The sequence below is a fragment of the Rhodococcus sp. EPR-157 genome, assembly GCF_001647195.1.
In the GTDB taxonomy this organism is placed as follows: domain Bacteria; phylum Actinomycetota; class Actinomycetes; order Mycobacteriales; family Mycobacteriaceae; genus Rhodococcoides.
Genome location: NZ_LVCV01000642.1, coordinates 25,164 through 50,036, shown reverse-complemented (window position 1 = coordinate 50,036; position 24,873 = coordinate 25,164). Strand labels below are relative to the sequence as shown.

Below are 24,873 nucleotides of genomic sequence, written 5' to 3'. Positions count from 1 at the left end.
GGTCGCCCCGTAGAACCCGCCGGCGACGAACAAACCTGCCGGGTCGATCTGCATGTAGTACCCCAAGCTCGGCCCTCTCGCGACGAACGCGCCCTGATGCGCCTTGTACGGCGTCTTGTCCTTGGAGAATCGGACGTCGCGGTACGGCCGAAACAGCTTGGCCGGGCCGAATTCCGGCTCCAACGCAGCCGCGAGTGCCGTCATCGGAGCTTTCACAGATCGGTCGTAGACATCCTTGTGAGCGTTCCACCAGACCTTGCTGTTGTCAGCTTCGAGGTCCTCGTAGAAATCGAGCGCAGCGAACGGGATTCCGGTGAAAGCCATACGGGCGATTCTAGGTGGCGGGCGTACCCACCGACTCGAGCGCCAAGAACACATCGAGCCGGTCGGTCGTCGACCCGAGATCGCGCCCCAGCAACTCCTCGACTCGCTTGATCCGGTACCGGACCGTATTCAGGTGGACGTGCAACACTTCGGCTGTCCGGTTCCACGACCCACCTTGCGCGAGAAACTCACGCAGGGTCTCCAGCAGCCCGGAATCTCCGTCGTACTCCAGCACCGGCCCCAGTACTCGCACCGCATATTCACGTCGGACCCGGTCGGGAAGTATCGACACCAGAGACAACGCCGAGTCCAAGTCACCTGCAGCAACGACCGCCACTTGCCGCTCACTGGCTCGGGCGACGTCCGCAGCGTGCCGCGCAGCATGGATCGCTCCTTCGAGGGCGGCTCCCGTCACCTCGGAGCTGACTCCGACGACCAGTCTGGCGCGGCCGATACCAGGAGCCAGTCTTCGCAAACGCGTCCGTAGAACAGGCACTATGTCGAGGCCCTTCGTCGCGACGATTCCGACGATGTCTCCTTTGGTTCCGCCTCCGACACATCGCCCACCGAAGGACGTGAGAGTGTCCGACAGAACGGTCCTGAGCAATTCGTTCATGTCGCCTCGACCGACGAACGCCGCGCTGATCACCACCAGCGGCCGATCCGGATCCACTCCGGCTTGCCGAATACGGACGAGAGTTTCGGCCTTGGACCAATCCTCTTCGAGCAACCGCACCGCCTGATCGGCGATTTCGCGACGCACCAGGCGACCTTCTTCCCGACGGGCCCGATCGAGTGCCGCGATCGACGCGAGCTGACCGAACGCATCGGAGATGGGCGGACTGAATTCCTCGAAGTTGCCCGCAGCTGCGATGAACCAGCGCATCGCGCGCGACGACAGCGATGCCCCGACAGCGAAGATGCTGTATTCACGACCCCTGTCGAGGCTCACGGTGGCAGGCAGGCGAATTGCTGACAATGCGCGATGGGTGAGCGCATCGACATCGGCGTCGGAGAACGGTGTGGCCTCGATGACCAAACGACGGCCCGTCGCGGTGAAGATCAAGCACTGCATACCTGTTTCGCGGGTGGTGTGCAGCGCCAGCTCGTCGAGAGCTCGGCCCTCTGCCACCGCCGTCAACAGTTGCCGCTGACGCATCAACGAGGAATTGAGTGCGGCGATTCGGTCGCCCGCAACACGTCCGACCAAGAACTCCGTGAGATCACCGAAGGACACCGATTCGGGTACCGCCAGGAGCGGGAGACCGTGACGCTCGCACGCGTCGACGAGATCGTCGGGTATGTGGCCGAGCAATCCCTCGCCGGCAGCCAATGCCGTAGCGCCCGAGCCGAACACCGCGGCGACGAAGTTCTCGGAATCGCCGGGCTCGCGCCGCCAGACGAGTCCCGTGATGACGAGTTCGCCGCCGGCAATGTAGCGAGACGGATCGGGAAGGTCCGTGGTGAACGTCCACCGCACTGTCCGGTCGAGCGCGTCCAGGTCGGAGGTGAGCAGTCTGATGCCGAACTCCGGCACGTCGAGCAAGTCCTTGACCTGCACGTATCCCCCTCGCCTACCCCTTGTTTGTACGAACGGACAATAGCGAGGACGTGTTTCACCCGCGTTTCCGTCGTATCGCATCAGTACGCCTCCCGCGTAACAGTTGTTTACTAGGGTTGACGATGACTTGCATGTGAAGGTGGTGACGCGTGGACCTGGGGACTATCGAGGACGTCGTGATTCCCGACGGCAGGTCCGGGCTTCCCCCTGGCCACGTCGACACAGCCGTCATGGCGGGCGGGACCTGGTTGATGTCGGAAAAACAGGACCATCTACGACGCCTGGTCGACATCACCGCGCTCGGGTGGGATCCGATCACGGTGGGAGACGGACTCGACATCGCGGCGACGTGCACCATCGAACAACTGGCCCGAGCACGCTTCGACCGTGATTGGCCTGCAACCGTTCTCTTCGAGCAGTGTGCAACGGCTCTGCTCGCATCGTTCAAGATCTGGAAGGTTGCGACGGTCGGCGGAAACATCTGCTTGTCACTGCCTGCGGGCGCGATGATCTCGATGGCTACCGCGCTCGACGGCGTCGCGTTCGTCTGGTCTTCCGACGGCGCCGACTACCGCATCCCCGTCGTGGACCTGGTGACCGGTCCGCACGAGAACGCTCTGCGAATCGGTGACGTCGTGCGCAGTATCGAGTTGCCCGACCGAGCACTGTCCGCGCGCACCGCGTTTCGAAAAACGGCACTGTCACCGCTCGGTCGGTCTGCAGCGGTCGTCATCGGGCGCATGGATCTCGACGGTCGATTCGTACTCTCGGTGACGGCGGCGACGACCCGCCCCTACGTCTTCCGATTCCCGACGCCTCCGCGGCCGGCCGAGCTGGTTTCTACTCTGGCAGAGGGTATTCCGGGCGCAGCCTGGTACGACGATCCACACGGCGCACCGGATTGGCGCAGGCACATCAGCCTGCAGTCGGCCCAGGAGATACTCGAGGAGTTGACGTGAAGGTCGGCATCAACGGAACACCCACCGAATGTTTCCCTCGACCGGGACAGTGCCTACGCACGATGCTGCGTGACCATGCGCACTTCGAGGTCAAGAAGGGATGCGACGCCGGCGACTGTGGTGCGTGCTCGGTACTCGTCGATGGACAACCGATGCACTCGTGCATCTTTCCGGCGTTCCGCGCCGCAGGTCGAGAGGTTGTCACGGTAGCGGGACTCGGCACGCCCGAGGATCTGCACCCCCTTCAGCGACGGTTCGTCGAGGCCGGTGGATTCCAATGTGGCTTCTGCACGGCAGGCATGGTGGTGACTGCGTCGACGCTGGACGCAGGCGACATGAACGAGCTGCCGGAACGTTTGAAGGGGAACCTGTGTCGCTGCACGGGATACCGGTCGATCGAGGACGCTCTGCGCGGGGTGGTGAACACCGAGAAGCCCACCGAAGGTCCGTCGTCGGGTCGGTCGCTGTCGGCACCGGCGGCTACGAGAATAGTCACCGGCACCGAACCTTACACGTTGGACTACACCCCCACCGGGCTACTCCATGCGAGCGTGCTGCAGAGTCCGCACGCGCACGCACGCGTCGTGCGAGTCGACACTTCTGCCGCCGAGGCAATGCCCGGCGTCAGACTCGTCCTCACCTCGGCCGACAGTCCCGATCGCGTGTATTCGACGGCTCGGCACGATCAACGCACGGACGATCCTGACGACACTCGCCTCATCGACACCGTGATGCGCTTCAAGGGCCAGCGGGTGGCCGTCGTTGTCGGCGAGACACTGGCTGCGGCCGAAGCGGGGTGCCGAGCGATAGTCGTGGAGTACGAACCCTTGCCCGCGGTGTTCGATCCCGCCGAGGCGTCGTTGCCGGGGGCGCCGCTGCTGCACGGCGACAAGGGACCCGAGTCGAGGATCTGTGACCCCTCACGCAATCTCGTCGCCGAACTGCACGGAGGTACCGGGGATGTCGACTCCGCTGTCGCGGCCGCCGACGCAGTGGTGACCGGTCGTTACCGAACACAGCGGATACAGCACGTGCACCTCGAAACGCACGGCACCATCGGGTGGATCGACGACGAGGGTCGACTGACGTTGCGTACCAGCACCCAGGTTCCGTTCCTCGTACGCGACGAAATCTGCGAAATATTCGGGCTCGGCCAGGACAAGGTACGTGTGTTCACAGCTCGGGTCGGCGGTGGATTCGGCGGCAAGCAGGAACTGCTGACCGAGGACGTCGTTGCGCTTGCGGTATTGAAGACTGGATCCCCGGTCCAGTTCGAGTTCACCCGCACGGACGAATTCACCGTCTCACCGTGCAGGCACCCGTTCCAGATCGACGTGACTGCCGCCGCGGCCGCCGACGGTACGTTGACCGCCCTCGCCATCGACGTCGTCACCGACGCCGGTGCGTACGGTAATCACAGTCCCGGGGTGATGTTTCACGGGTGCAGCGAGTCGGTGGCGCTCTACCGCTGCGCGAACAAGCGAGTCGATGCCAAGTCCGTGTACACCAACAACATTCCCTCCGGCGCCTTTCGCGGGTACGGACTGGGCCAGGTGATTTTTGCCGTCGAGTCCGCCCTGGACGATCTCGCCCGCGACCTGGACATCGACCCGTTCGAGTTCCGCAGACGCAACGTCGTGGTGCCAGGCGACCCGATTGTCGCCGCGCACGTCGAGGGGGATGATCTGATTTTCGGTAGCTACGGCCTCGACCAGTGCCTGGATCTCACGGAACGTGCTCTGCGATCGGGTGACGGTGCCGGCGCACCCGACGGGTGGAAGGTCGGCGAAGGAATGGCCGTGGCCATGATCGCGACGATCCCCCCGCGTGGCCACGTCGCGGAGGCGTCGATCGCGTTGCTGAGCGATGGCTGCTACGAGATTCGTGTCGGCACAGCAGAGTTCGGGAACGGGACGACGACGGTGCACACTCAGATCGCGGCGACGGAACTGCGCACATCGCCGGAGCGCATCGTTGTCCGTCAATCGGACACGGACGCAACCACATACGACACCGGCGCGTTCGGATCGGCAGGCACCGTGGTCGCAGGGAAGGCGTTGTACGCAGCAGCGCAATCGATGTCCGGCCGCATTCGAGACATCGCTGCCTCCGCCTCCGGGTGTGCGGCGCAGGCCTGCGAACTCGGCCCCGAGGGCGTCCAGTGCGGCAAACGGTTCGTTTCCTTGCCGGAGATCCTGGCCTCCTCAGGCGGAACTCTCGTCACCGTGGGCGACAGTGGCGGCGTTCCGCGATCACTGGCATTCAACGTGCAGGCGTTCCGCGTCGCCGTCGAAGAGTCGACCGGCACAGTGCGTATCCTGCAGTCCGTTCAGAGTGCCGACGCCGGAACCATCATGAATCCGCAGCAGTGCCGCGGGCAGATCGAGGGTGGGGTCGCCCAAGGCATCGGATCTGCACTGTACGAGGAGATCAAGACGGACGGAGCCGGCACGGTCGTCACCGATTCCATTCGTAGCTATCACGTTCCGCAGTTCGCGGACATACCGCGCACCGAAGTCTTCTTCGCCGACACCTACGATCAGCTCGGTCCGTTCGGCGCAAAATCGATGAGCGAATCACCGTACAACCCGGTCGCCCCGGCGCTGGCGAATGCGATCAAGGACGCCGTCGGCTCACGTCTCTACGAGTTGCCCTTGTCCTCGGAACGGGTATGGAGATCATTGGACGGCTGAATCCTCGGAGCCAGTTCGGTGGGGACCCGCCAGTTCTTCGTCAACCTCCAGTAGAGATACGCGATCAACCCGAGCGGAATCGGTAGGAACCACGTTGCGAACCTGAACAGCAGAACGGCGGCAACGAGTTCCGCCTGCGCGCTCGCGGCCAGTCCGGCACCGAGCACCGCGATGAGCGCAGCCTCCGCCACGCCGAGCCCACCAGGAGTCGGTGCGACGAACGCAGCGAGCCACATCGCACCGAATGCGATGACGATACGATCCCAGCCGATCTCGTCGTGGCCCAGTCCCGACATCCGAACTGCGACGCCGAGCACCAGCGCTCCGAGCAGCTGAGACAGCAACATGGGCGCCGTCAGCGCACGCCAGCACGTGCGTACTCGGCCGAGAAGGTCGACGCGAAAATCGGCGATGACCTGTTCCATATCTCGAGGTCCGATCATGGTGAACCGCCTGGCCAGTGCGTTACGGAATCGCGTGAGCACCCGGCCGATCCGGCGCGCGAATCCGTCGTTGGTGATGATCAACGCGATCATCAGACAGACGGCCGACACGACGACACATGCCCCCACCGCGATCAGGACCGTGGAGCCGGTCACGGAACCGAACGTCACGAGCACGACCAGTGCGATGGACATCAGCACGTACCGCGACAGGTTGGTCCAGATACCGATCGCGATGATCGACGTCGTACTGTCGGACAGTCCGAATCCCCAGGACCGGTACATCGCGAAGGTCAAACCCGTTGCGACGGTCCCGCCTTCGGGGACGGTGTTGGCGAGTGCAAGCGATGCTGTGCGGGCCACGCCGGCTTGGCGCATGGACAATCCGGGAAGTGTGTAGACCATCGGCCGAAACATCGACGCGAGATACACGAGCCCGAGTCCCGACACGATCAGTACCTGAGCGAGCGAGATGGAGTCGATGGCATTCGACACCTCGTCAGAGCTGCCCACAGTGCGGTAGAGGAGCCACATGACGAGCCCGACCACGCCGTAGGAAAGAACGGCGGACAGTGTCTTCCGGATTCCGGAACGGGTCATCGGTCGTAGAAGGTCTGCAGAATGATGGTGCTCCGAGTCCGCACGTTCGCGGTAGCGCGAATCTCCTGCAGCAGATGTTCGAGGCCGCGTGGGGATTCCACCCGCACGAGCAGAACGTAGCTCTCTTCGCCGGCTACGGAGTGGCACGATTCGATGGCGCTGATGTGCCGAAGCCGGGCCGGTGCGTCGTCGGGTTGCGCCGGATCGATCGGAGTGATGGCGACGAACGCCGACAACGGTCGCCCCAATGCTTCTGAATCGACCTGCGCGGTGTACCCGCGGATTACGCGTCTGGACTCGAGTCGGCGCACTCGCGACTGCACGGCCGACACGGACAGACTTGCCTTCTCGGCGAGGGTTGCCAGGGTGGCACGCCCGTCCGCGACGAGTTCGTCGATGATCAACCGGTCGATCCGGTCGAGGTTTTCGCTCACCTGCGCAATGTAGCTCAGACAGGTAACTTTCGGCCTATCGGACCGCAGACAAATCATTTTTCAAGAGAGATAGTTTGTTTTCGATCATGATACGAACAGAGGGGGCAGAACGAAGACCATCACCGTCGACCAGGCAACATGCGTCAAGATCGGCGCAAGTATGCCGCCCGACGCGCGCCTCTGCAGTGCCAGGACGAACCCGAGGGTGATGGCTGCGAACGCCAGCATCGGATTGCCACTCGCCAACGTGACGACGGTGTAGACGATCGTCGAGATGAGCACCGGCTTCTTACGACCGATAGCCGCGAACAACGCTCCTCGGAAGAAGATCTCTTCGGCAACACCGTTGAGGAGAGTGATGAACACGATCAGGGCGAGCGGCCCGAACCGGGCGTGTGCCAGAACGTTTTCGGTGAAGTCGGCGAGTGGGGGAATCTGGCGCACGACCAGCGCGCCTGCGACGAAGACCGCGCCCGCGGCGAGACCGATCAGAATCGGCGTGACGATCGGACGTCGCATCGATCCATTGAAGGTGATTCGCCCCAGGTGCAGCGGGCCGGAGGCGAAGCCGCCGATGATCCATGCCGCCGCCAGACCGATGGTCAAGGGGTAGAACGCGCTGTCGCCGGGGCTGACGGACAGCGACACCCCCAGCAGCGTCGCCCCGACGACAAGTGTGACGACTACTACGATCCGTCGACGGAGAAACGCCCTATCGGTTTCTTCGTGGTTTCGATCCACCTTCTCCACGAGAGCGGATCGGACGACGTCTCTGACGCTCGTCTGCCAGGACGCCATCACACCTCCGTTGCCTTGTCATCCAGCTGTGACTGTTCTTGGGGTTTGTCATCGTGCAGCACGCGTCGTATCACCGATCGTGCGCGGTCCGAAACCCCGTCGACGACGTCCAGGTTGGTGCGGACCACAGCGGCCACCGGCCAGGAATACAGAAGCTTGGTCGCGCCGAGCGATTCCAACAGGCTCCATGTCTGTCCCGACGAGGCTGCCACCCCGTACCTGCGGATGCCGAGTTCGTCACCGCCGCTCCATGCAGCATCGGTCACCGCCAGTCGCAGCGGGTCCTTGAGCGCACGCACCCCGGGCGGTGTGCCGACCGTGCCCTGCACACTTCGGTGCATGGCGCTCTCCACCGTGGTCCGGCCGCCTGCAGGTTCACCCGCCAGCTCGACGATACGGTCCTCGCCGGTGGTCATCGTGTTGTGCAGCGAATCGACCAGGTCCTCCGCCAGCGCGTCCGGTAGCGGGATGATCTTGCCGATCACCCGACCGGCGAGCGAGGTGGGGACACCCGGCATCGATACCCCGACCCGCGTCAGACCGGCAGCGTCGACGTAGGCGAACAACAGGTCCCGGTAAGGAACGACGTCGGGGCCGCCGATGTCGTACGCACCTGCAGGCACGGTCGATCGCGAAGCCAGCAGGTAGAACAGCACATCGTCGACCGCAATGGGCTGAACGGGGTGGCTCAACCACGCAGGCAACGGCAGGACGAGAAGCCTGTCCGCGAGGTAGCGGAGCATTTCGTACGACGTGGAGCCCGCGCCCAGCACTATCGCCGCCTTCAGCCAGACGAGCTCGAGGCCGTCCACGCTCAGCGCCGTTCCGACGTCCGCTCGGCTCGCAAGATGCTCGGAGAGCTGCTCGTCGTCGGGAACGAAGCCTCCCAGGTAGACGATTCTCTTCACACCTGCGGCAGCCGCAGCGGCGGCGAACTGCTGCGCCGAACTTTTGTCCTGAGCCCGATAGTCCGACTGCCCGATCGCGTGCACCAAGTAGTACGCAACATCGATCTGCCCAGCGGACGCGAACCCGTCTTTCAGCGAACCTTCGTCACTCGCATCGAGTTGGCACGGCTGCACGTCGTCCCACCAGTCGAACACGCTCAGGCCAGCGGGATTCCTCGATGCTGCGACAACCGTGTCACCGTCGTCGAGCAATGCTGCGACCAACCGCGATCCGATGTACCCACTGGCGCCGGTGACGAGAACTCTCATGCCTCGAGGCTAACCGCATCCGCGCGGTGCCGCCGACGACGAGGGGGCCCTGTGGCATTGTTCGTGTCATGGCACTCGAGCGTGCGGGCGTGCGGCTTCCCGATCTCAACAGCGGTTTCACCGTCGCGAAAATGGGACTCGACGTTGTCCGATCGAGTGCCCGGTGGTCCATCGACACTGCTGTTTTCGCGTTCGAACTGCCAGGTCGGGTCGAAGCGCTGCTCGACGATGTGTCCGCGCTTCTGGTGCGCGTCAACACTGTCGTCGACGCCGCCAACATGGTCGTCGCCGAGGTCGCCACGACGACGCGGTCCGCGGAGGACGTAGTGGATTCGGCATCCAAAGCCTCGGTCACCGCGCTCGGCTTGGTCGAACTGTTCGATCCCATCGCACAACGATCCGCGCCGATGGCGAAGAAGTTCGTCGAGAGCCTCGACGAGGACGAAATAGATGCGGCGATCGCGATGGTCGATCAGTTGCCTGGGCTCGTCGCACACATGGAGGCGGTCATTCCTATCCTGGCCACGTTGGATACCGTCGCCCCCGAGATCCACGAATTGCTCGGCGTCACAAAGGATGTACGACGAGCGGTCATCGGGATACCGGGGTTCAAATTCTTCCGCAACCGCGGCCAGGACAAGTTGGACGACGAAGACATCCCGGACTGACTCACTTACTTCACGAACCGCGAAGGCGTGCAAGGCGGCTGCGAGATACCCCACTTCAGGTGACTTGATGAAGGCGATACCACCCAGCGAGTCCATCGCCGCAGAGCTGGTCCGTATCAGTGCATCGCGAATGGCGATGCGGCAGAACAACAGCCGAGCCGAGATGTCCTGACCACGTTCACCGTCGTCGACAGCCCGCGCAACGCTCTCGATCCGGAATGGGGAGCTAGCACCGTTTTTACCGACCTGGCACCCCTTATCACCACGTGAACACGTGGGCTCACTCGGCAAAAAAGGGTGCCAGGTTGCCCAGGTAACCGTTCGGATCAGCTTTCGGCTTGGCCGTATTCGGCCACGAGACGATCGAACTCGGCGCGATCGACCAGCTGGGGCTCGCCGATAGCCAACGCTTGCGCGTACTTGCTCGCCAGGTGGTAGTCCCGACCGAGCGGTCCGCGTTCACCATCGTCGTTCTGAATGCTGGCTCCGGGTGGGACCTCGTTCTGGAGACCGTTGGTCTGCCTGCCGAGCCGAGCATCGAGCTGTGCGGAAATCTTCTGCATGATGTCTTGGTCTTCGGTCATCTCTGTGCCGTACCCGATCGCCACAGGTTTCACACGTCAACGGTGCTCGTGGTTGTTTGTCGGTACCTCGGGGCATAGTGGTCGGGTGGCCAGAAAACGCGCGTCCGAGCAGCAGAACGGCACTGGCCTGTCCAAGTTCTCTCCGGCTACTCAGGAGTGGTTCAGCGGCGCGTTCCACAGTCCAACGTCCGCCCAGGTCGGCGCGTGGGATGCGATCTCCAGCGGCCGCCACACGCTGGTCGTCGCGCCGACCGGATCGGGCAAGACGCTGTCCGCGTTCCTGTGGTCGATCGATCAGTTGGCCAGCCGGAAACCGGCTGAAGAACGCAAGACGAAGGTTCTGTACATCTCGCCGCTCAAGGCGCTGGCCGTAGACGTCGAGCGGAATCTACGCGCCCCGTTGGTCGGCATCACGCAGACCGCCAAACGGCTCGGCTTCGAGCCACCCGACATCTCGGTCGGCGTCCGGTCAGGAGACACGAGTCCCGCCGACCGCCGTTCGATGATCAAGACGCCGCCGGACATCCTGATCACCACGCCCGAGTCGCTCTTCCTGATGCTCACCTCCGCGGCGCGTGAGTCCCTCACCCTCGTCGACACCGTCATCGTCGACGAAGTACACGCTGTCGCCGGAACCAAGCGTGGCTCGCACCTGGCGTTGTCGTTGGAACGTCTCGATCTGATGCTGGCGAAGCCCGCGCAACGGATAGGGCTGTCAGCGACGGTTCGCCCCCACGAAGAGGTGGGGCGATTCCTGACCGGAGTGGCCCCCATCGAGATCGTGGCGCCCCCGGCGCCCAAGACGTTCGACCTCTCCGTGCAGGTGCCCGTCGAAGACATGACCGAACTCGGTGTCAAGGAATCGCCCGACGGCGATGCCACGGCCGCGCCGCAGCAGGGTTCCATCTGGCCTCACGTCGAGGAGAAGATCGTCGACCTGATTCTCGAGCACAAGTCGTGCATCGTGTTCGCCAACTCGAGGCGTCTCGCCGAGCGGTTGACTGCACGCCTCAACGAGGTGTACTCCGAGCGACTCGGCGAGGGAGTCGACACTGTCCACGGCCCGCCGTCCCAACTCGGCGGTTCGAGCGAGGTGGGGCACGGCGCCGATCCATTGCTCGCCCGCGCCCACCACGGCAGCGTCAGCAAGGACCAACGCGCCCTCATCGAAGACGACCTCAAGACCGGTCGACTTCGGTGCGTGGTCGCGACGAGTAGCTTGGAACTCGGAATCGACATGGGAGCAGTCGATCTCGTGGTCCAGGTCGAAGCGCCGCCATCGGTGGCGAGCGGGTTGCAGCGCGTCGGACGCGCCGGACACCAAGTCGGTGAGATCTCCAAGGGCGTGCTGTTTCCGAAGCACCGCACCGACCTGATCCACTGCGCTGTCACGGTCGAACGCATGACGTCGGGCAAGATCGAATCACTGTTCGTGCCGGCAAACCCACTCGATATCCTGGCCCAGCAGACCGTGGCTGCCTGCGCGCTGGAACCGATCGATGCGCACGACTGGTTCGACGCGGTTCGCCGCACCGGCAGCTTCGCTACTCTGCCCCGTTCGGCCTACGAGTCCACCCTCGACCTCTTGGCCGGCAGATATCCGTCCGACGAGTTCGCCGAGCTGAGGCCGAGGCTGGTCTGGGACCGCGACGCGAACACCCTGACCGGCCGGCCGGGGGCGCAACGCCTTGCCGTGACGTCCGGTGGCTCCATCCCGGACCGCGGCCTGTTCACCGTGTACATGGTCGGCGAAAAAGCCTCTCGCGTAGGCGAACTGGATGAGGAGATGGTCTACGAGTCCCGAGTCGGCGACGTCTTCGCGCTCGGTGCCACCAGCTGGCGAATCGAGGAGATCACCCACGATCGGGTTCTCGTCAGTCCCGCCTACGGACAACCTGGTCGACTACCGTTCTGGCACGGCGACGGCCTCGGCAGGCCCGCTGAGCTCGGGCGCGCACTCGGCGAATTCCTGCGCAGCACCACCGAGCGCGGACCGCTGGCGCAACGACTGTCCGACGACGGACTCGACCCGAATGCCGTCAACAATCTGATCGCGCTGCTCGACGAACAGAACACGGCCACCGGGCAGCTTCCGACTGATCGGACCATGATCGTCGAACGGTTCCGTGACGAGCTCGGCGACTGGCGTCTGGTGCTGCACTCGACATACGGCCAGCAGGTGCATGCCCCGTGGGCGCTCGCCATCGGCGCGCGGTTGATCGAGAGGTACGGAATCGATGCCGCTCCCACTGCATCCGACGACGGAATAGTCGTGCGTCTGCCCGATACCGAGGACCGCCCGCCCGGCGCCGATCTGTTCGTCTTCGAGAAAGACGAGATAGCCGACATCGTCACCGAGCAGGTCGGCGGATCTGCTTTGTTTGCATCGCGTTTCCGCGAGTGCGCTGCCCGCGCACTGCTTCTCCCCCGCCGCAATCCGGGTAAGCGGGCCCCACTGTGGCAGCAGCGGCAACGGGCGGCTCAATTGCTCGACGTTGCACGCAAGTACCCGACGTTCCCCATACTCCTCGAAACCGTCCGCGAGTGCCTGCAGGACGTCTACGACCTGCCTGCCCTGGAAGAGATTTTGGCGCAGATCGGACGACGGCAGATTCGGATCGTCGAGGTCGAGACCGCGTCGCCGTCACCGTTCGCCAACTCGTTGCTGTTCAGCTATGTCGGAGCGTTCATGTACGAGGGTGACAGCCCTCTCGCCGAACGCCGCGCACAAGCGCTCTCGCTCGATTCGACCTTGCTGGCCGAGCTTCTCGGACGCGTCGAGCTGCGCGAACTCCTGGACCAGTCCGTCATCGAGATCACCGAGTCGGAGCTGCAGCGGCTTGCACCCGACCGGCACGCGAAAGACATCGAAGGTGTCGCCGACCTGCTCCGCATGCTCGGGCCGTTGACTATCGACGAAGTGGCAGCACGCACCAACGGCGACGAGTCCCAGCTGTGGTTGACCGAACTGGCTTCTGCTCGTAGAGCATTGGAGGTCAGCTTCGCCGGTCACACCTGGTGGGCTGCAATCGAGGACGCCAGCCGACTACGCGACGCACTCGGCGTCCCGCTGCCGATCGGCACCCCGGCGGCGTTCATCGAACCGGTCGACGATCCCGTGACCGACCTGGTCAGCCGCTTCGCCCGCACGCATGGACCGTTCTCGGTGACCGACCTTGCCACCCGATTCGGCCTGGGGACGGCAGTCGCCAAGAGTGCGTTGGCGGCGCTCGGGGCCGACAAACGCGTCGTCGAGGGGGAGTTCCGACCTGAGAAGACCGGTAGCGAGTGGTGCGACGCCGAAGTCCTGCGTCGAATTCGTCGTAGATCACTTGCTGCGGCGAGGCACGAGATCGAACCCGTCGCCACCGCTACCTTCGGACGTTTCCTACCCGCATGGCAGCACGTCGACAGTCGTCAACTCAGTGGAATCGACGGAGTGGCGACGATCGTCGAACAGCTGTCCGGAGTGCCGATTCCAGCCTCCGCGTGGGAACCGCTCGTGCTCGCGTCGAGGGTTCGCGACTACTCCCCCGCAATGCTCGACGAGCTCACATCCACCGGCGAGGTCATGTGGTCCGGCCATGGATCGATCACCTCGAAGGACGGGTGGGTCTGCCTGCACATGGCGGACACAGCACCGCTGACCCTCGCGCCGCCCGCCGAGTCCGATCTGTCGGAGCTGCAGCTGCGGGTACTCGATGCAGTCTCCGCAGGCGGTGCATACTTCTTCCGCCAGCTGTCCGATACCGTCGGCAGCACGGACGACGACAGCTTGCACGCAGCATTGTGGGAGCTCGTCTGGGCAGGCCAACTCAGCAACGACACCTTCGCGCCGTTGCGCGCTCTGCTCAACGCGACGACGAGATCGGCGCCCAGCCATCGTGCACCCCGCAGAACGCCTCGGCTGAGGTCGTACCGCAGGCTCGAGCGTCCGACCCTGCCCACCCGAACCGGGCCGCCGACGGCAGGCGGACGGTGGTCCCGTCTGCCCGAGCTCGAACCCGACGCCACGGTCCGCGCCCACGCTACCGCCGATGTACTTCTCGAACGCTACGGCGTGGTGACTCGTGGGTCGGTCATGAACGAGGGTGTGCCGGGTGGATTCGCAACGATGTACAAGGTGCTCACCACGTTCGAGGATTCCGGTCGCAGCAGGCGCGGGTACTTCGTCGACTCGCTCGGTGGCGCGCAATTCTCCACATCCGAGGTGGTAGACCGACTGCGAACCTACGAGGAGCGGGAGAAGACGGGTGCCGTCGTACTCGCGGCCTGCGATCCGGCGAACCCCTACGGCGCGGCGTTGACGTGGCCCAAGCGAGCGTCGGACGAGGAGATCAAACACCGTCCCGGGCGAAAGGCGGGTGCACTGGTCGTACTGCACGAGGGCGAACTCGCAATGTACGTAGAACGAGGAGGCAAGACCGTTCTGACGTTTTCCGACGACGACACTGTAACGGCAACGGCCGCACACGCTCTTGCCGCGACGGTCAAACGGGGAGGTGTCGACAGGCTGCTCGTGGAACGGGTGGACGGCAACGACATTCACGGCACCCGGTTCGCGAAGGTGCTGACCGAGGCCGGGTTCTCCGTGACGCCGCGCGGACTCAGGCTGAGAAGCTGACATGCCCGAAGGCGACACCGTGTACCGCGCGGCCAATTCGCTGCGCGCGGCGCTCGAAGGCAATGTCCTCACCGGCTGCGACATCCGTGTGCCGAGGTATGCCACCGTCGACTTCACCGGGCATACGGTCGACGCGGTGCGCTCCCGCGGCAAACACCTGCTGATTCGGGTCGGCGGCTATTCGATCCACAGCCATCTGAAGATGGAAGGTACCTGGCAGGTCTACCCGCACGGCGGAAAATGGAGAAGGCCGGCCTTCCAAGCTCGAGCGATTCTCTCGACCGACCGATCGACCGCTGTCGGATTCGAATTGGGCGTTCTGGACATCGTCGAGAACGAGGAGGACGTGGTCGGCTACCTCGGACCCGACTTGCTCGGTCCGGACTGGGACGCATCTGCCGCGGTCGCCAACCTTCGCTCCGATCCCGACCGGGCGATCGGCCTTGCCTTGCTCGATCAACGCAACCTCGCGGGGCTCGGCAACGTCTATCGCAACGAGATCTGCTTCCTTCGCGGCATCGATCCCAGGACCCCGGTGAAAGACGCCGGCAACATCGACAAGATCGTCGACTTGTCGTCGCGGACGATCGTCGCCAACAAGGACCGAAATCAACGGGTCACCACTGGCGACCGGCGAGCGGGCAGACACTTCTGGGTGTACGGGCGGGAGAACAAGCCGTGCAGACGCTGCGGCACCACGATCGAATTCGGGACGTTGGGCGACAATCCGCTCGAGGAACGGCAGATCTATTACTGCCCGTATTGCCAGCCGCAACCCAGCTGATTCACAGGGTCGGCGCCGATCATCGAATCCATGATCTTCTTGGCGATACTCACTCTGGCCGTGATGGCAGTGTCGGGGTCGGTGGCAGCCACAGCGCCTCGGACTCTGGTGCGAACCCGAGAACAACAGGACGAGCTGCATCGCAGGACCACACCGGCCCGACGCGAAGCGGGATCTCTGTCGGCTGTTCGGTAAATCTCGAGGCCGCGCAATCTATGCTTTTGTCGCATGCCACTGAATCTTCGGCAGCTACTGCATCGTCCGCTGCTGTCTCGTAGCCATCCACTCGAACCGGACAACGCCGCGAGCCGTATCAGCGCGTATGTCTACGGAAACATCCTGGTCCTGGCCGCGCTCATCCCGTTGACGTTCCATGAAGAGCGCACGTTCCAGGGCGTCGCAATCGTGCTCGGGACCGCGATCTCGACTTTCATTGCACATGCCTTCGCCGAAGGAGTCGGGCAGACCGTACGGACGGGCGTCAACCTGTCGCGTTCCGAACGGTTGAGAGAGCTTCGCAACTCGGTACCCGTTCTCAGCGCGGCAGTGCTGCCCGCTGGTTTGTTGGCTATCGGCTGGTGGGGTCTTTTCGATCCCGAGCTCGGTCAGATCCTGGCCGAGATCACCGTGATCGCCAGAATCGCGTCGACGAACTTTGTGATCGGTCGTCTCCGCGGTGAGAAACCGACCCGCGAAACATTCTTCGGATCACTAGCGCTCGCTGCGGCGGCCACCATCATCGTCGCCGTCAAGATCGTTTTGACGCACTGACGGCCCTCTGTCAATGCTCGCGCACGGGCGGCGTCGCAACGCTCACCGGCTCCAGGATTTCCTGCCGTGCCTCCGGCGCGACCACCCGCAGAGCATCCGCCGATTCGTCGTCGGGCTGCATCTGCGATTTGATCTCGGCCTCGACGCGGGCGTTGTAGGTGTCGACTTCGCGGTCGACCATTTCCGAATCCCACCCGAGGACCGGCGCGACGAGCGCAGCGACCTGGCCTGCGCAGTTCACACCGCGATGGGAGTACTCGATGGAGATGCGCGTACGACGCGACAGGATGTCCTCCAGATGCAACGCGCCTTCGGCCGCAGCCGCATACACGACCTCGACCTGCAGGTAGCTCGGTGCGTCGGTGAGAGGCTGCAGCAACTCGGGCTTGTCCTTCGCCAACTCGAGGACCTCGTCGATCAGCGAACCGTAACGGTCGAGCAGATGTGTCACTCGGTACGGATGCAGCCCGTACATCTCGGCGAGGTGGTGCGTCTGGTTGACGAGGGCGAAGTAGCCGTCGGCGCCGACCAGCGGCACCTTTTCGGTGATCGAAGACGCAACTCTGGCTGGGATGTCCTCCGCCGCCAGATCGACCGCGTCCTCGGCCATCACGCGGTACGTGGTGTATTTGCCACCTGCGATCGCCACCAACCCAGGCGCGACACGTGCGACTGCATGCTCACGAGAGAGCTTCGAGGTCTCGTCGCTCTCCCCCGCCAGTAGCGGTCGCAAGCCCGCGTACACACCGTCGATGTCCTGATGGGTGAGCGGTGTGACGAGGACGGTGTTGACCTCGCCCAGGATGTAGTCGATGTCGGCCTTGGTCGCCGCTGGATGCGCGAGATCGAGTTTCCAGTCGGTGTCGGTGGTGCCGATGATCCAGTGCGCCCCCCACGGGATGATGAACAACACCGATTTCTCGGTGCGCAGAATGATCGCTGCCTCGCTCACGATGCGATCACGCGGCACGACGATGTGCACGCCCTTCGACGCGCGAACCCGGAAACGGCCACGCTGACTGGACAACGCCTGAATCTCGTCGGTCCACACGCCCGTTGCGTTGATGACGACGTGACCGCGCACCTCCGTCGTCGCGCCGTTCTCCGAATCACGTACCCGCACACCGGACACTCGATCCGCTTCCCTCAGGAAGCCGACCACCTGCGACGACGTTCGTACGACGGCGCCGTAGTGTGCAGCCGTCCGAGCAACGCTCATCGTGTGTCGTGCGTCGTCGACGACGGTGTCGTAGTAGCGGATCCCGCCGATCAGTGACTTTCGCTTGATCCCGGGCGACATTCGCAGGGCGCCGGAGCGAGTCAAGTGTTTCTGCGCGGGCACGGACTTCGCGCCGCCCATCGTGTCGTACAGAAAGATCCCCGCAGCGATGTACGGCCGCTCCCACACGCGATGGGTCAGCGGGAATAGGAACTTCAGCGGCTTCACCAGGTGCGGAGCCAGCGTCGACAGGGACAGTTCACGCTCGTGCAGCGCCTCCCGAACCAAGCCGAATTCGAGCTGCTCCAGGTACCGAAGACCACCGTGGAACATCTTCGACGAGCGGCTCGATGTCCCCGACGCGAAATCACGCGCTTCGACGAGTGCCACCTTGAGCCCGCGGGTCGCCGCGTCGAGTGCTGCTCCCGCGCCGACGACGCCTCCGCCGACCACGATCACGTCGAACTGTTCGGATCCGAGCCGCTCCCAGGCCTCCTCGCGCGCCGCGGGACCAAGGAATGTGGTGTTCGATCGGTTGCTCAAGAGCTCGCTCCCCACGTGGATGGTTCGAACAGAAAGTTGTTGGCGCCTGGACAACGTTACCGTTCGAGGCGACTACCTGCCCCGCTCGGTAGTTCTGCAGGCGCACTACCTGCACGAACCCAGCTGCTTACAGCGCGTGAGCCCGTGCCAGCCGTCGCACCGCCTCGTCCAGGACCGGCGCAGGTGAGCTTGCGAAGCACAACCGAGCCGATCTCTCGTAGGTCGCGTTGTCCGCGAATGCCTTTCCCGGAACGAACGCGACACCGTGGTCGAGAGCCGTCGGCAGCAGCGCTGTCGTGTCGGTACCGTCGTGGAACGTCAGCCAGAGGAACATTCCACCGTCGGCCGGCTTTGCAGATGCAGCGTCACCGAACGCAGCACCGAGAGCTCGGTGCAGCGCGTCGGCGCGTCGGCCGTACTCACCACGCAGAGTGCCCAGATGAAGGTCGAGCCACGGTGTGTCGGCCAACATGTGCGCCGCCATCTGCTGGGTCATCGAGGAACCGCACAGGTCGGCGCCCTGCTTGAGCAATTCGACTGCATCGCACACCGGCCTCGGTGCGACCATCCACCCCACGCGCAGAGCGGGGGCGAGAATCTTCGACGCGCTGGACAGGCGCACGACGCGATCGGATGCGATCGGGGCGGGCGGCGGAGCGCCGAACCAGATTTCGCCGTACGGGTCGTCCTCGAGTATCCAGAAGCCGTATCGGTCTGCCAGCTCCGCGAGGTGGCGTCGACGATCATGGGACATCGTCACCCCACGCGGATTGTGAAAATTACTCACCGTGTGAACGAGTGCGGGCCGCAGACCGCCTTGCAGGCGACGGTCGAGTTCGTCGGTATCCATCCCGTCCTCGCCGATCGGAATCGCACGAATGTCCGCACCGGCGATCGAAAACACCTGCAGTGCACCGGTATAGGCAGGTTCGTCGACCACGACGACGGCGCCCGGGTCGAGCAATGCCTGAGCGATCAACGTCAAAGCCTGTTGAGATCCGTGAGTGATGACCACTTCCGCATACTGGACCGAACGTCCGGTGATCACGGATTCCCGATGCGCGACGATCTCGCGAAGCCCGCGCCAGCCCGAGGTTTCACCGTATTGAACGGCGGACGACTCGGCGAGAACCGACTGTGCGGCGTCCCTGATCCTTCGTGACGGAATGAGCTCCAGCGCAGGTAGACCGCCGGCGAGGCTGATGACGTCCTCGCGCGCTGTGAGAGCGAGCAGGTCGCGGATGGCCGAACTCTGCGCGGAGCCGAGACGGCTGGACATCGGAGGCAAGGCGATGGACATGGGATTCTCCCGAAGTCGAAGCACGGATGATCTGGCGTACCCGAGGATCGACTGGGGTGTGAATTTGCCGGTTGGTGGTCGGCTCCCGTCCACTATGACACTGTGGATCACGATATGAAACTGAAATCTCACATGATGAGAGGAGTGGCGCTCCGCCCCAGTGGCGCGAATAAGTGCACCCCAATGCACTCAACCGTGCCACTGGGAGCCGGAGGCTCCAGAGCAGGACGAGTCAGTCCAGGTCGTCGTGCCGCATCAGCTGACGCGCGGCCTCGGTGATCGAGCCCGTCAGTGACGGGTACACCGAGAACGTTGCCGCAAGGTCGTTGACCGACAGATTGTTCTGCACCGCCATCGCAATCGGCAGGATCAACTCCGACGCAGTCGGTGCGACGACGACGCCACCGATGACCACGCCGGTAGCCGGTCGGCAGAAGATCTTGACGAAACCGCGCTTGAGGCCGGACATCTTGGCTCGCGGGTTGGTGGAGAGCGGCAACATCACGGTGCGAGCTGGGACGTCTCCGTTGTCGATGGAGGACTGACTGACACCCACCGACGCGATCTCCGGACGCGTGAACACTGCGGACGCCACCGTCTTGAGCTTGATCGGCGTGACGCCTTCACCGAGTGCGTGGTACATCGCGATACGTCCCTGCATCGCCGCTACCGAAGCCAGCGGCAGCAGTCCGGTGCAGTCACCGGCCGCATAGATACCGGCAACCGAGGTACGCGACACGCGGTCCACCCGCAGGTATCCACCCCGGTCGAGCTCGATCCCCACATTTTCCAAGCCGAGGCCCGACGTGTTCGGTATCGAACCGACGGTCATCAGAGCGTGGCTTCCCTCGACGGTTCGGCCGTCGGCGAGCCTGACGATCACCCCGGTGTCGGTTCGCTCGACAGCATCGGCGCGCGCGTGCTTGACGAGAGTGACCCCGCGTTCGTTGAATGCGTCCTCGAGCACGAGCGCCGCATCCTCGTCCTCGTGCGGCAGCACACGATCGCGGCTCGACACTGCAGTCACCTTGACGCCCATCTCGGTGTACGCCGAGACGAACTCCGCACCCGTGACACCGGAACCGACGACGACGAGGTGCTCGGGCAGTGCGTCGAGGTCGTAGAGCTGACGCCAGTTGAGGATCCGTTCGCCGTCGGGCTCGGCGCCCTTCAGCACGCGCGGACTCGCACCGGTAGCGATGAGGACGACATCGGCGTCGAGAATTCGTTCGGATCCGTCGGCGAGCGTCGCGCGAATCTGATGCGCAGCCATACCTACCTGCGTGTCGATCATCTCCGCACGCCCCGAAATCAGCTCGACACCCACCGAACGCACCCGCGCCGCAATGTCGGCGGACTGTGCACGAGCGAGCGACTTGACCCGCTCATGGATCTGCGGGAGCGCTACCGCTGCCTGCGACGGGTCGAGTGCAATCCCGAGATCGCTGGCGCGACGCATCTCGGTCCTGATGCCCGTCGACGCGATGAAGGTCTTCGACGGAACGCAGTCCCACAGAACGCATGCTCCACCGATGCCCTCGGAGTCGACGAGAGTCACCTTTCCCCCGTGCTGTGCCGCCACCAGTGCTGCCTCGTACCCTGCTGGGCCGCCACCGATGATTACGATCCGGCTCATTGATCCTCTTTCGAATTGGGGGAAATTGACTTGTGGTCCGCCGTCGAGGCTATTGCAGTGACGGGCGTCATGCACCGGTAAGGCTCACTTCACTGATCTCGACCAGCGCTGATGCCGAAATCGGGGGTCGCCCCGCGACCCCCGACGTGCAGACGGATTAGGCTGGCCGACGTGCCAATTTATGCCGCCTACGGATCGAACATGCATCCGGAGCAGATGTTGCAGCGTTGTCCGCACTCTCCCCTGTCCGGAACCGGCTGGCTGCACGGGTGGCGTCTGACGTTCGGCGGCGGCGACATCGGCTGGGAGGGCGCACTGGCAACGGTCGCACCCGACCAGGACGAGAAGGTGTTCGTGGTCCTCTACGACGTCTCCGAAGAGGACGAACTCAGCCTGGACCGGTGGGAAGGCTCGGAATTGGGCATCCACCGCAAGGTCAGGCTGCGAGTGGAGACCGCAGACGGACCGGTCCTTGCCTGGCTGTACGTGCTCGACGCCTACGAGGGCGGCCTTCCCTCGGCCCGCTACCTCGGTGTCATGGCCGAAGCGGCAGAGATCGCCGGCGCTCCGGCCGACTATGTGCGGGACCTTCGTACCCGCAACAGCCGCAATGTCGGTCCTGGCACCAGCTAGTTCGGTTCGAGCGCGATACCCGTCATGACCTTGACGCCCACTGCGAGGGCGCGTTCGTCCAGGTCGAAGGTCGGCTGATGGATGTCGAGCTGAGGTCCGGTGCCGGACCAGACACCGAGCCTCGCCATTGCGCCGGGAATGTCTTCGAGGTACCAGGAGAAGTCTTCCCCGCCGCCCGATTGCGCAGTGTCCGCCAGCGCGGCCGGTCCGACCCGCCGAATGGCATTCTCGAAGGTTCTCGTCACAGCAGCGTCGTTGACCACCGGCGGAACCCCACGCTTGTAGTGCAGTTCGAAGCGGACCCCGGTGGGCGCGAGCAGACCGGTCACGATCTCGGAGACCATCGGCTCGAGCAGCGCCCAAGTTTCGTGGTCGCCCGTTCGAACTGTTCCCGTCAGCATCCCGGTCTGCGGAATCGCGTTGGGCGCTTGGCCGGCGACGACTGCACCCCACACCATGACGGTGCTGGTCCTGGGATCGATCCGTCGACTGAGCATTCCGGGGAGTCCGGTGATCACGGTCCCCAACGCGTAGACCAGATCAGTCGTCAGATGGGGGCGCGAGGTGTGACCGCCCGGTGAGTCCAGGCGCAGTTCGACGGTGTCCGCTGCCGAGGTGATCGCGCCGACGCGGACTCCGACCTTGCCGACTTCGAGGCGCGGATCGCAGTGCAGGGCGAAGATCTTGGTCACACCCTCAAGCCCTCCCGCCGCGACGACGTCGAGGGCACCGCCGGGCATCACCTCTTCGGCCGGCTGGAAGATGAGCCGAATCCCGAAGGGCAGGTCGGGCAGCGATGCCAGCGCCAGCGCGGTGCCGAGCAGAACGGTGGTGTGCGCGTCGTGTCCGCACGCGTGCGACACACCGGGAACGGTGGAGCTGTACGTCGCGCCGGTGAACTCCTGCAGCGGTAACGCATCCATGTCGGCGCGGAGAGCAACACGGGGGCCGCTCGGGCCGATGTCGCAGATCAAGCCGGTTCCACCGGGCAACAGCTTCGGCGACAGCCCCGCAGCTTCGAGTTCCTCGGCCACGAACGCCGTGGTCGCGAATTCCTGTCGCGCCAGTTCCGGGTTGGCATGAATATGGCGACGCCACGTCGACAGGTCGTCTGCGTGCTTCAGGATCCACGAGTCGACGAGTGCGTGTCTGTCGATCATTTCGCTGCCCGCGCTTCCACGCCGCTGAGCAGTCGTGCTCGCACGTCAGCGTCCTGGGCGGCACGCACTGCGGTCCTGGCCAGCAACCGAGCGCCGTCGAGGACTGCGGTGTCCGCGGACGCGGTGACGCAGGCCGCCGCGAACTCCGGTTGGTGGGTCACTGCGCCCGCCGAATCCAGCCCGATGACCGGATGGATTCCCGGTAGAACATTCGTCACATTTCCCATATCGGTACTGCCCAGAGGGCGGAATCCTTCCAGTTCTGGTGCAAGCGGCCTGCGCCCGATCGCCTCGGCCTCGCGGCGGAACTGCGTCACGAGCCAGGGATCAGGGGTCAGTTCCGTGTACGTCGGTGAGATCGTTCGAATTTCGTGAGTACATCCGGTCGCCAGCGCACCGGCCTCGAAACACCGATACGTCTTCGCGGTCAACGCCGCCAACGACTCCGAGGTGTGCGCGCGGAGGTAATACAGCAACTCGGCGTGCCCGGGAACGATGTTGGGCGCGAGCCCGCCGTCGCTGACGATGCCGTGCAGTTGCTGGCCGGGGGCCAGGTGTTGGCGAAGCAGACCGATCGCAACCTGGCTGATGGTGACCGCATCGCCCGCGTTGATGCCCCATTCGGGTGCCGCCGACGCGTGGGCGGCACGCCCGGTGAACTTGATACCGATGTCGGACAGGGCAAGTGAGGTGGCGCCCACGATGTCGAACGGACCCGGATGAACCATCAGTGCCGCAGCGACCCCGTCGAACACTCCCCGCTCCAGCATCAGCACTTTGCCGCCTCCGCTCTCCTCGGCGGGAGTGCCCAGGACGGTGACGGTGATACCGAGTTCGTCTGCGAGAGGCGCGAGAGCAATCGCCGCTCCGGCTGCGGATGCAGCGATGATGTTGTGCCCGCAGGCGTGACCGATTTCCGGCAACGCGTCGTATTCCGCGCAGATGCCGATGTTCAGGTCGCCGGAACCGTACTTGGCGGTAAACGCAGTGGGCATATCCGCGACGCCCGACTCGATCTCGAAGCCACGGGCACCGAGTAGCTCGCGCACTTTTGCGGAGCTTCGATATTCCTCGAACGCCAACTCGGGCTCGGAGTGTATCGAATGCGACAGTTCGATCAGCTCTGGTGCGGCGCTCTGCACACCTGCATCGGTCTCATCGATCACCGCACCAGTCTGTCACTACTGGTTTCCGAAGCTGAAGTTGCTCTCACCTGTCGGGGTATTCAGAGCAGCGAGAACGTCGGCGTGGATGCCCGCCTTGATACCCGCGAGGTTCTTTCCGCGCGTATTCGTCAGTGCTGCCGCACGCTCGACGGCGGATGACAGGACCTCGTCCTCGGTCACTGCAACGTCGGCGATACCTGCGGTGACGGCATCGGCTCCGCCGAAGCGACGGCCGGTCGTCATGGCCTCGATCGCGGTCTGCCTCGGCAGTCGAGACGTGACCAATGCCGACATGCCCACCGTGAACGGCATGTTCAGGTTGACCTCGGGGAGGCAGTAGAAGCCGCGATCGACACGGACCGTGCGGAAGTCGTGTGCCGTCGCGAGCATCGCACCGGCGCCGAACGCGTGGCCCTGCACTGCCGCCACCGTTGCCATGGGGAAGGTGAGCAGACGGGTGTACAGCGTGTGGACGCGGTCGAGGTACCAGGTGATCTTGTCCAGGTTGGCGAACAGCCAATCGGTGTCGAGCCCGTTGGTGAAGAACTTCCCGGACGCCGTCGTGACCAAGGCTGTGGGGCCCTCGGTGGCCTCCACCTCGTCGAGGAGAACGTGGACCCGATCGATCCACTCGGGGTGGAATCGGTTCTCGTTGTTCTCGGGGCCTGCCTCGTCACCGAGGTAGAGGATGTGCACGTCACCGCTGCGTTCGAGGAAAGGCATAGGCGGATACTACCCGGCGGTAACTTCCGGCCT

The 24,873-nt window shown here is 64.3% G+C and carries 20 protein-coding genes; 7 read left to right on the top strand and 13 right to left on the bottom strand.

Features of this window, described 5'->3' with window-relative positions:
• Together A2J03_RS27455 and A2J03_RS27450 are read right to left on the bottom strand one after the other, a co-directional pair.
• Window positions 1-324: DUF2461 domain-containing protein (locus A2J03_RS27455; RefSeq protein WP_156520620.1), on the bottom strand; the 324-nt coding region annotated here is incomplete at its 3' end.
• 10 nt (window positions 325-334) lie between these two features.
• Window positions 335-1,885, bottom strand: coding sequence for a PucR family transcriptional regulator (locus tag A2J03_RS27450; protein WP_068380723.1), 1,551 nt, complete (start codon window positions 1,883-1,885; stop codon window positions 335-337).
• 149 nt (window positions 1,886-2,034) lie between these two features.
• Between A2J03_RS27450 and A2J03_RS27445 the strand changes: the two genes are divergently transcribed.
• Together A2J03_RS27445 and A2J03_RS27440 are read left to right on the top strand one after the other, a co-directional pair.
• A complete protein-coding gene (locus tag A2J03_RS27445; protein ID WP_068380720.1) occupies window positions 2,035-2,844 on the top strand; it encodes an FAD binding domain-containing protein in 810 nt (269 codons plus the stop codon).
• Complete coding sequence (locus A2J03_RS27440; protein ID WP_068380717.1) at window positions 2,841-5,537, top strand: molybdopterin-dependent oxidoreductase; 2,697 nt, start codon at window positions 2,841-2,843, stop codon at window positions 5,535-5,537. The genes A2J03_RS27445 and A2J03_RS27440 overlap by 4 nt, the downstream gene beginning before the upstream one ends.
• Here A2J03_RS27440 and A2J03_RS27435 read toward each other — a convergent pair.
• The 4 genes from A2J03_RS27435 to A2J03_RS27420 all read right to left on the bottom strand — a co-directional run bounded on the left by A2J03_RS27435 (window position 5,486) and on the right by A2J03_RS27420 (window position 9,029).
• Entirely contained in the window at window positions 5,486-6,580 is a 1,095-nt protein-coding gene (locus A2J03_RS27435) for a lysylphosphatidylglycerol synthase transmembrane domain-containing protein (RefSeq protein ID WP_068380714.1), read from the bottom strand. The genes A2J03_RS27440 and A2J03_RS27435 overlap by 52 nt on opposite strands.
• Window positions 6,577-7,014, bottom strand: a complete 438-nt coding sequence (locus A2J03_RS27430; protein ID WP_068380711.1) for an Lrp/AsnC family transcriptional regulator — start codon at window positions 7,012-7,014, stop codon at window positions 6,577-6,579. The genes A2J03_RS27435 and A2J03_RS27430 overlap by 4 nt, the downstream gene beginning before the upstream one ends.
• An 84-nt stretch (window positions 7,015-7,098) precedes the next feature.
• Complete coding sequence (locus tag A2J03_RS27425) at window positions 7,099-7,812, bottom strand: CPBP family intramembrane glutamic endopeptidase (protein WP_068380708.1); 714 nt, start codon at window positions 7,810-7,812, stop codon at window positions 7,099-7,101.
• On the bottom strand, window positions 7,812-9,029 hold the full coding sequence (locus A2J03_RS27420) for an NAD(P)H-binding protein (RefSeq protein WP_068380705.1): 1,218 nt from the start codon (window positions 9,027-9,029) through the stop codon (window positions 7,812-7,814). The genes A2J03_RS27425 and A2J03_RS27420 overlap by 1 nt, the downstream gene beginning before the upstream one ends.
• 68 nt (window positions 9,030-9,097) lie before the next feature.
• Between A2J03_RS27420 and A2J03_RS27415 the strand changes: the two genes are divergently transcribed.
• Window positions 9,098-9,697 (top strand): ribulose 1,5-bisphosphate carboxylase large subunit, encoded by a 600-nt coding sequence (locus A2J03_RS27415; protein ID WP_068380702.1) that lies wholly within the window; start codon window positions 9,098-9,100, stop codon window positions 9,695-9,697.
• A gap of 326 nt (window positions 9,698-10,023) precedes the next feature.
• Here the strand turns inward: A2J03_RS27415 and A2J03_RS27410 are convergent, their stop codons facing one another.
• On the bottom strand, window positions 10,024-10,281 hold the full coding sequence (locus tag A2J03_RS27410; RefSeq protein WP_068380757.1) for a modification methylase HgiDII: 258 nt from the start codon (window positions 10,279-10,281) through the stop codon (window positions 10,024-10,026).
• Window positions 10,282-10,366: 85 nt separating this feature from the next.
• Here A2J03_RS27410 and A2J03_RS27405 point away from each other — a divergent pair, with 85 nt between their 5' ends.
• From A2J03_RS27405 to A2J03_RS27395, 3 genes are all read left to right on the top strand, one after another.
• Window positions 10,367-14,905, top strand: coding sequence for an ATP-dependent helicase (locus A2J03_RS27405; protein WP_068380699.1), 4,539 nt, complete (start codon window positions 10,367-10,369; stop codon window positions 14,903-14,905).
• Between the two features lies 1 nt (window position 14,906).
• Entirely contained in the window at window positions 14,907-15,689 is a 783-nt protein-coding gene (locus tag A2J03_RS27400) for a DNA-formamidopyrimidine glycosylase family protein (RefSeq protein ID WP_068380696.1), read from the top strand.
• A gap of 228 nt (window positions 15,690-15,917) precedes the next feature.
• Window positions 15,918-16,460, top strand: coding sequence for a hypothetical protein (locus A2J03_RS27395; RefSeq protein WP_068380693.1), 543 nt, complete (start codon window positions 15,918-15,920; stop codon window positions 16,458-16,460).
• A 10-nt stretch (window positions 16,461-16,470) separates the two neighbouring features.
• Here the strand turns inward: A2J03_RS27395 and glpD are convergent, their stop codons facing one another.
• From glpD to A2J03_RS27380, 3 genes are all read right to left on the bottom strand, one after another.
• The gene (gene glpD, locus A2J03_RS27390; RefSeq protein WP_068380753.1) at window positions 16,471-18,222 is read right to left on the bottom strand and encodes a glycerol-3-phosphate dehydrogenase; all 1,752 of its coding nucleotides are present in this window, start codon (window positions 18,220-18,222) and stop codon (window positions 16,471-16,473) included.
• Between the two features lie 127 nt (window positions 18,223-18,349).
• Entirely contained in the window at window positions 18,350-19,522 is a 1,173-nt protein-coding gene (locus A2J03_RS27385; RefSeq protein WP_068380689.1) for an aminotransferase-like domain-containing protein, read from the bottom strand.
• A 232-nt stretch (window positions 19,523-19,754) separates the two neighbouring features.
• Window positions 19,755-21,158 (bottom strand): NAD(P)H-quinone dehydrogenase, encoded by a 1,404-nt coding sequence (locus A2J03_RS27380; protein WP_068380686.1) that lies wholly within the window; start codon window positions 21,156-21,158, stop codon window positions 19,755-19,757.
• A 171-nt stretch (window positions 21,159-21,329) separates the two neighbouring features.
• Between A2J03_RS27380 and A2J03_RS27375 the strand changes: the two genes are divergently transcribed.
• Window positions 21,330-21,791 carry a gamma-glutamylcyclotransferase gene (locus A2J03_RS27375; protein ID WP_068380683.1) on the top strand — a complete coding sequence of 154 codons (462 nt, stop codon included), beginning with the start codon at window positions 21,330-21,332 and terminating at the stop codon, window positions 21,789-21,791.
• Here A2J03_RS27375 and A2J03_RS27370 read toward each other — a convergent pair.
• The 3 genes from A2J03_RS27370 to A2J03_RS27360 are packed head-to-tail and all read right to left on the bottom strand — an operon-like array spanning window position 21,788 to window position 24,840.
• On the bottom strand, window positions 21,788-22,951 hold the full coding sequence (locus tag A2J03_RS27370) for a M20 family metallopeptidase (protein ID WP_068380680.1): 1,164 nt from the start codon (window positions 22,949-22,951) through the stop codon (window positions 21,788-21,790). The genes A2J03_RS27375 and A2J03_RS27370 overlap by 4 nt on opposite strands.
• Window positions 22,948-24,117, bottom strand: coding sequence for a M20 family metallopeptidase (locus A2J03_RS27365; protein ID WP_068380676.1), 1,170 nt, complete (start codon window positions 24,115-24,117; stop codon window positions 22,948-22,950). The genes A2J03_RS27370 and A2J03_RS27365 overlap by 4 nt, the downstream gene beginning before the upstream one ends.
• Before the next feature lie 15 nt (window positions 24,118-24,132).
• Window positions 24,133-24,840 (bottom strand): enoyl-CoA hydratase/isomerase family protein, encoded by a 708-nt coding sequence (locus tag A2J03_RS27360; protein ID WP_068380674.1) that lies wholly within the window; start codon window positions 24,838-24,840, stop codon window positions 24,133-24,135.
• Between the last annotated feature and the right edge of the window lie 33 nt (window positions 24,841-24,873).

What these genes read in the sequence shown, in the direction of transcription:
- A2J03_RS27385 (WP_068380689.1), bottom strand. Translation starts at nt 19,522, where the DNA reads ATGTCCATCGCCTTGCCTCCGATGTCCAGCCGTCTCGGCTCCGCGCAG.
- A2J03_RS27415 (WP_068380702.1), top strand. Translation starts at nt 9,098, where the DNA reads ATGGCACTCGAGCGTGCGGGCGTGCGGCTTCCCGATCTCAACAGCGGT.
- A2J03_RS27360 (WP_068380674.1), bottom strand. Translation starts at nt 24,840, where the DNA reads ATGCCTTTCCTCGAACGCAGCGGTGACGTGCACATCCTCTACCTCGGT.
- A2J03_RS27380 (WP_068380686.1), bottom strand. Translation starts at nt 21,158, where the DNA reads ATGAGCCGGATCGTAATCATCGGTGGCGGCCCAGCAGGGTACGAGGCA.
- A2J03_RS27370 (WP_068380680.1), bottom strand. Translation starts at nt 22,951, where the DNA reads ATGATCGACAGACACGCACTCGTCGACTCGTGGATCCTGAAGCACGCA.
- A2J03_RS27435 (WP_068380714.1), bottom strand. Translation starts at nt 6,580, where the DNA reads ATGACCCGTTCCGGAATCCGGAAGACACTGTCCGCCGTTCTTTCCTAC.
- A2J03_RS27425 (WP_068380708.1), bottom strand. Translation starts at nt 7,812, where the DNA reads ATGGCGTCCTGGCAGACGAGCGTCAGAGACGTCGTCCGATCCGCTCTC.
- A2J03_RS27420 (WP_068380705.1), bottom strand. Translation starts at nt 9,029, where the DNA reads ATGAGAGTTCTCGTCACCGGCGCCAGTGGGTACATCGGATCGCGGTTG.
- A2J03_RS27410 (WP_068380757.1), bottom strand. Translation starts at nt 10,281, where the DNA reads ATGACCGAAGACCAAGACATCATGCAGAAGATTTCCGCACAGCTCGAT.
- A2J03_RS27395 (WP_068380693.1), top strand. Translation starts at nt 15,918, where the DNA reads ATGCCACTGAATCTTCGGCAGCTACTGCATCGTCCGCTGCTGTCTCGT.
- A2J03_RS27400 (WP_068380696.1), top strand. Translation starts at nt 14,907, where the DNA reads ATGCCCGAAGGCGACACCGTGTACCGCGCGGCCAATTCGCTGCGCGCG.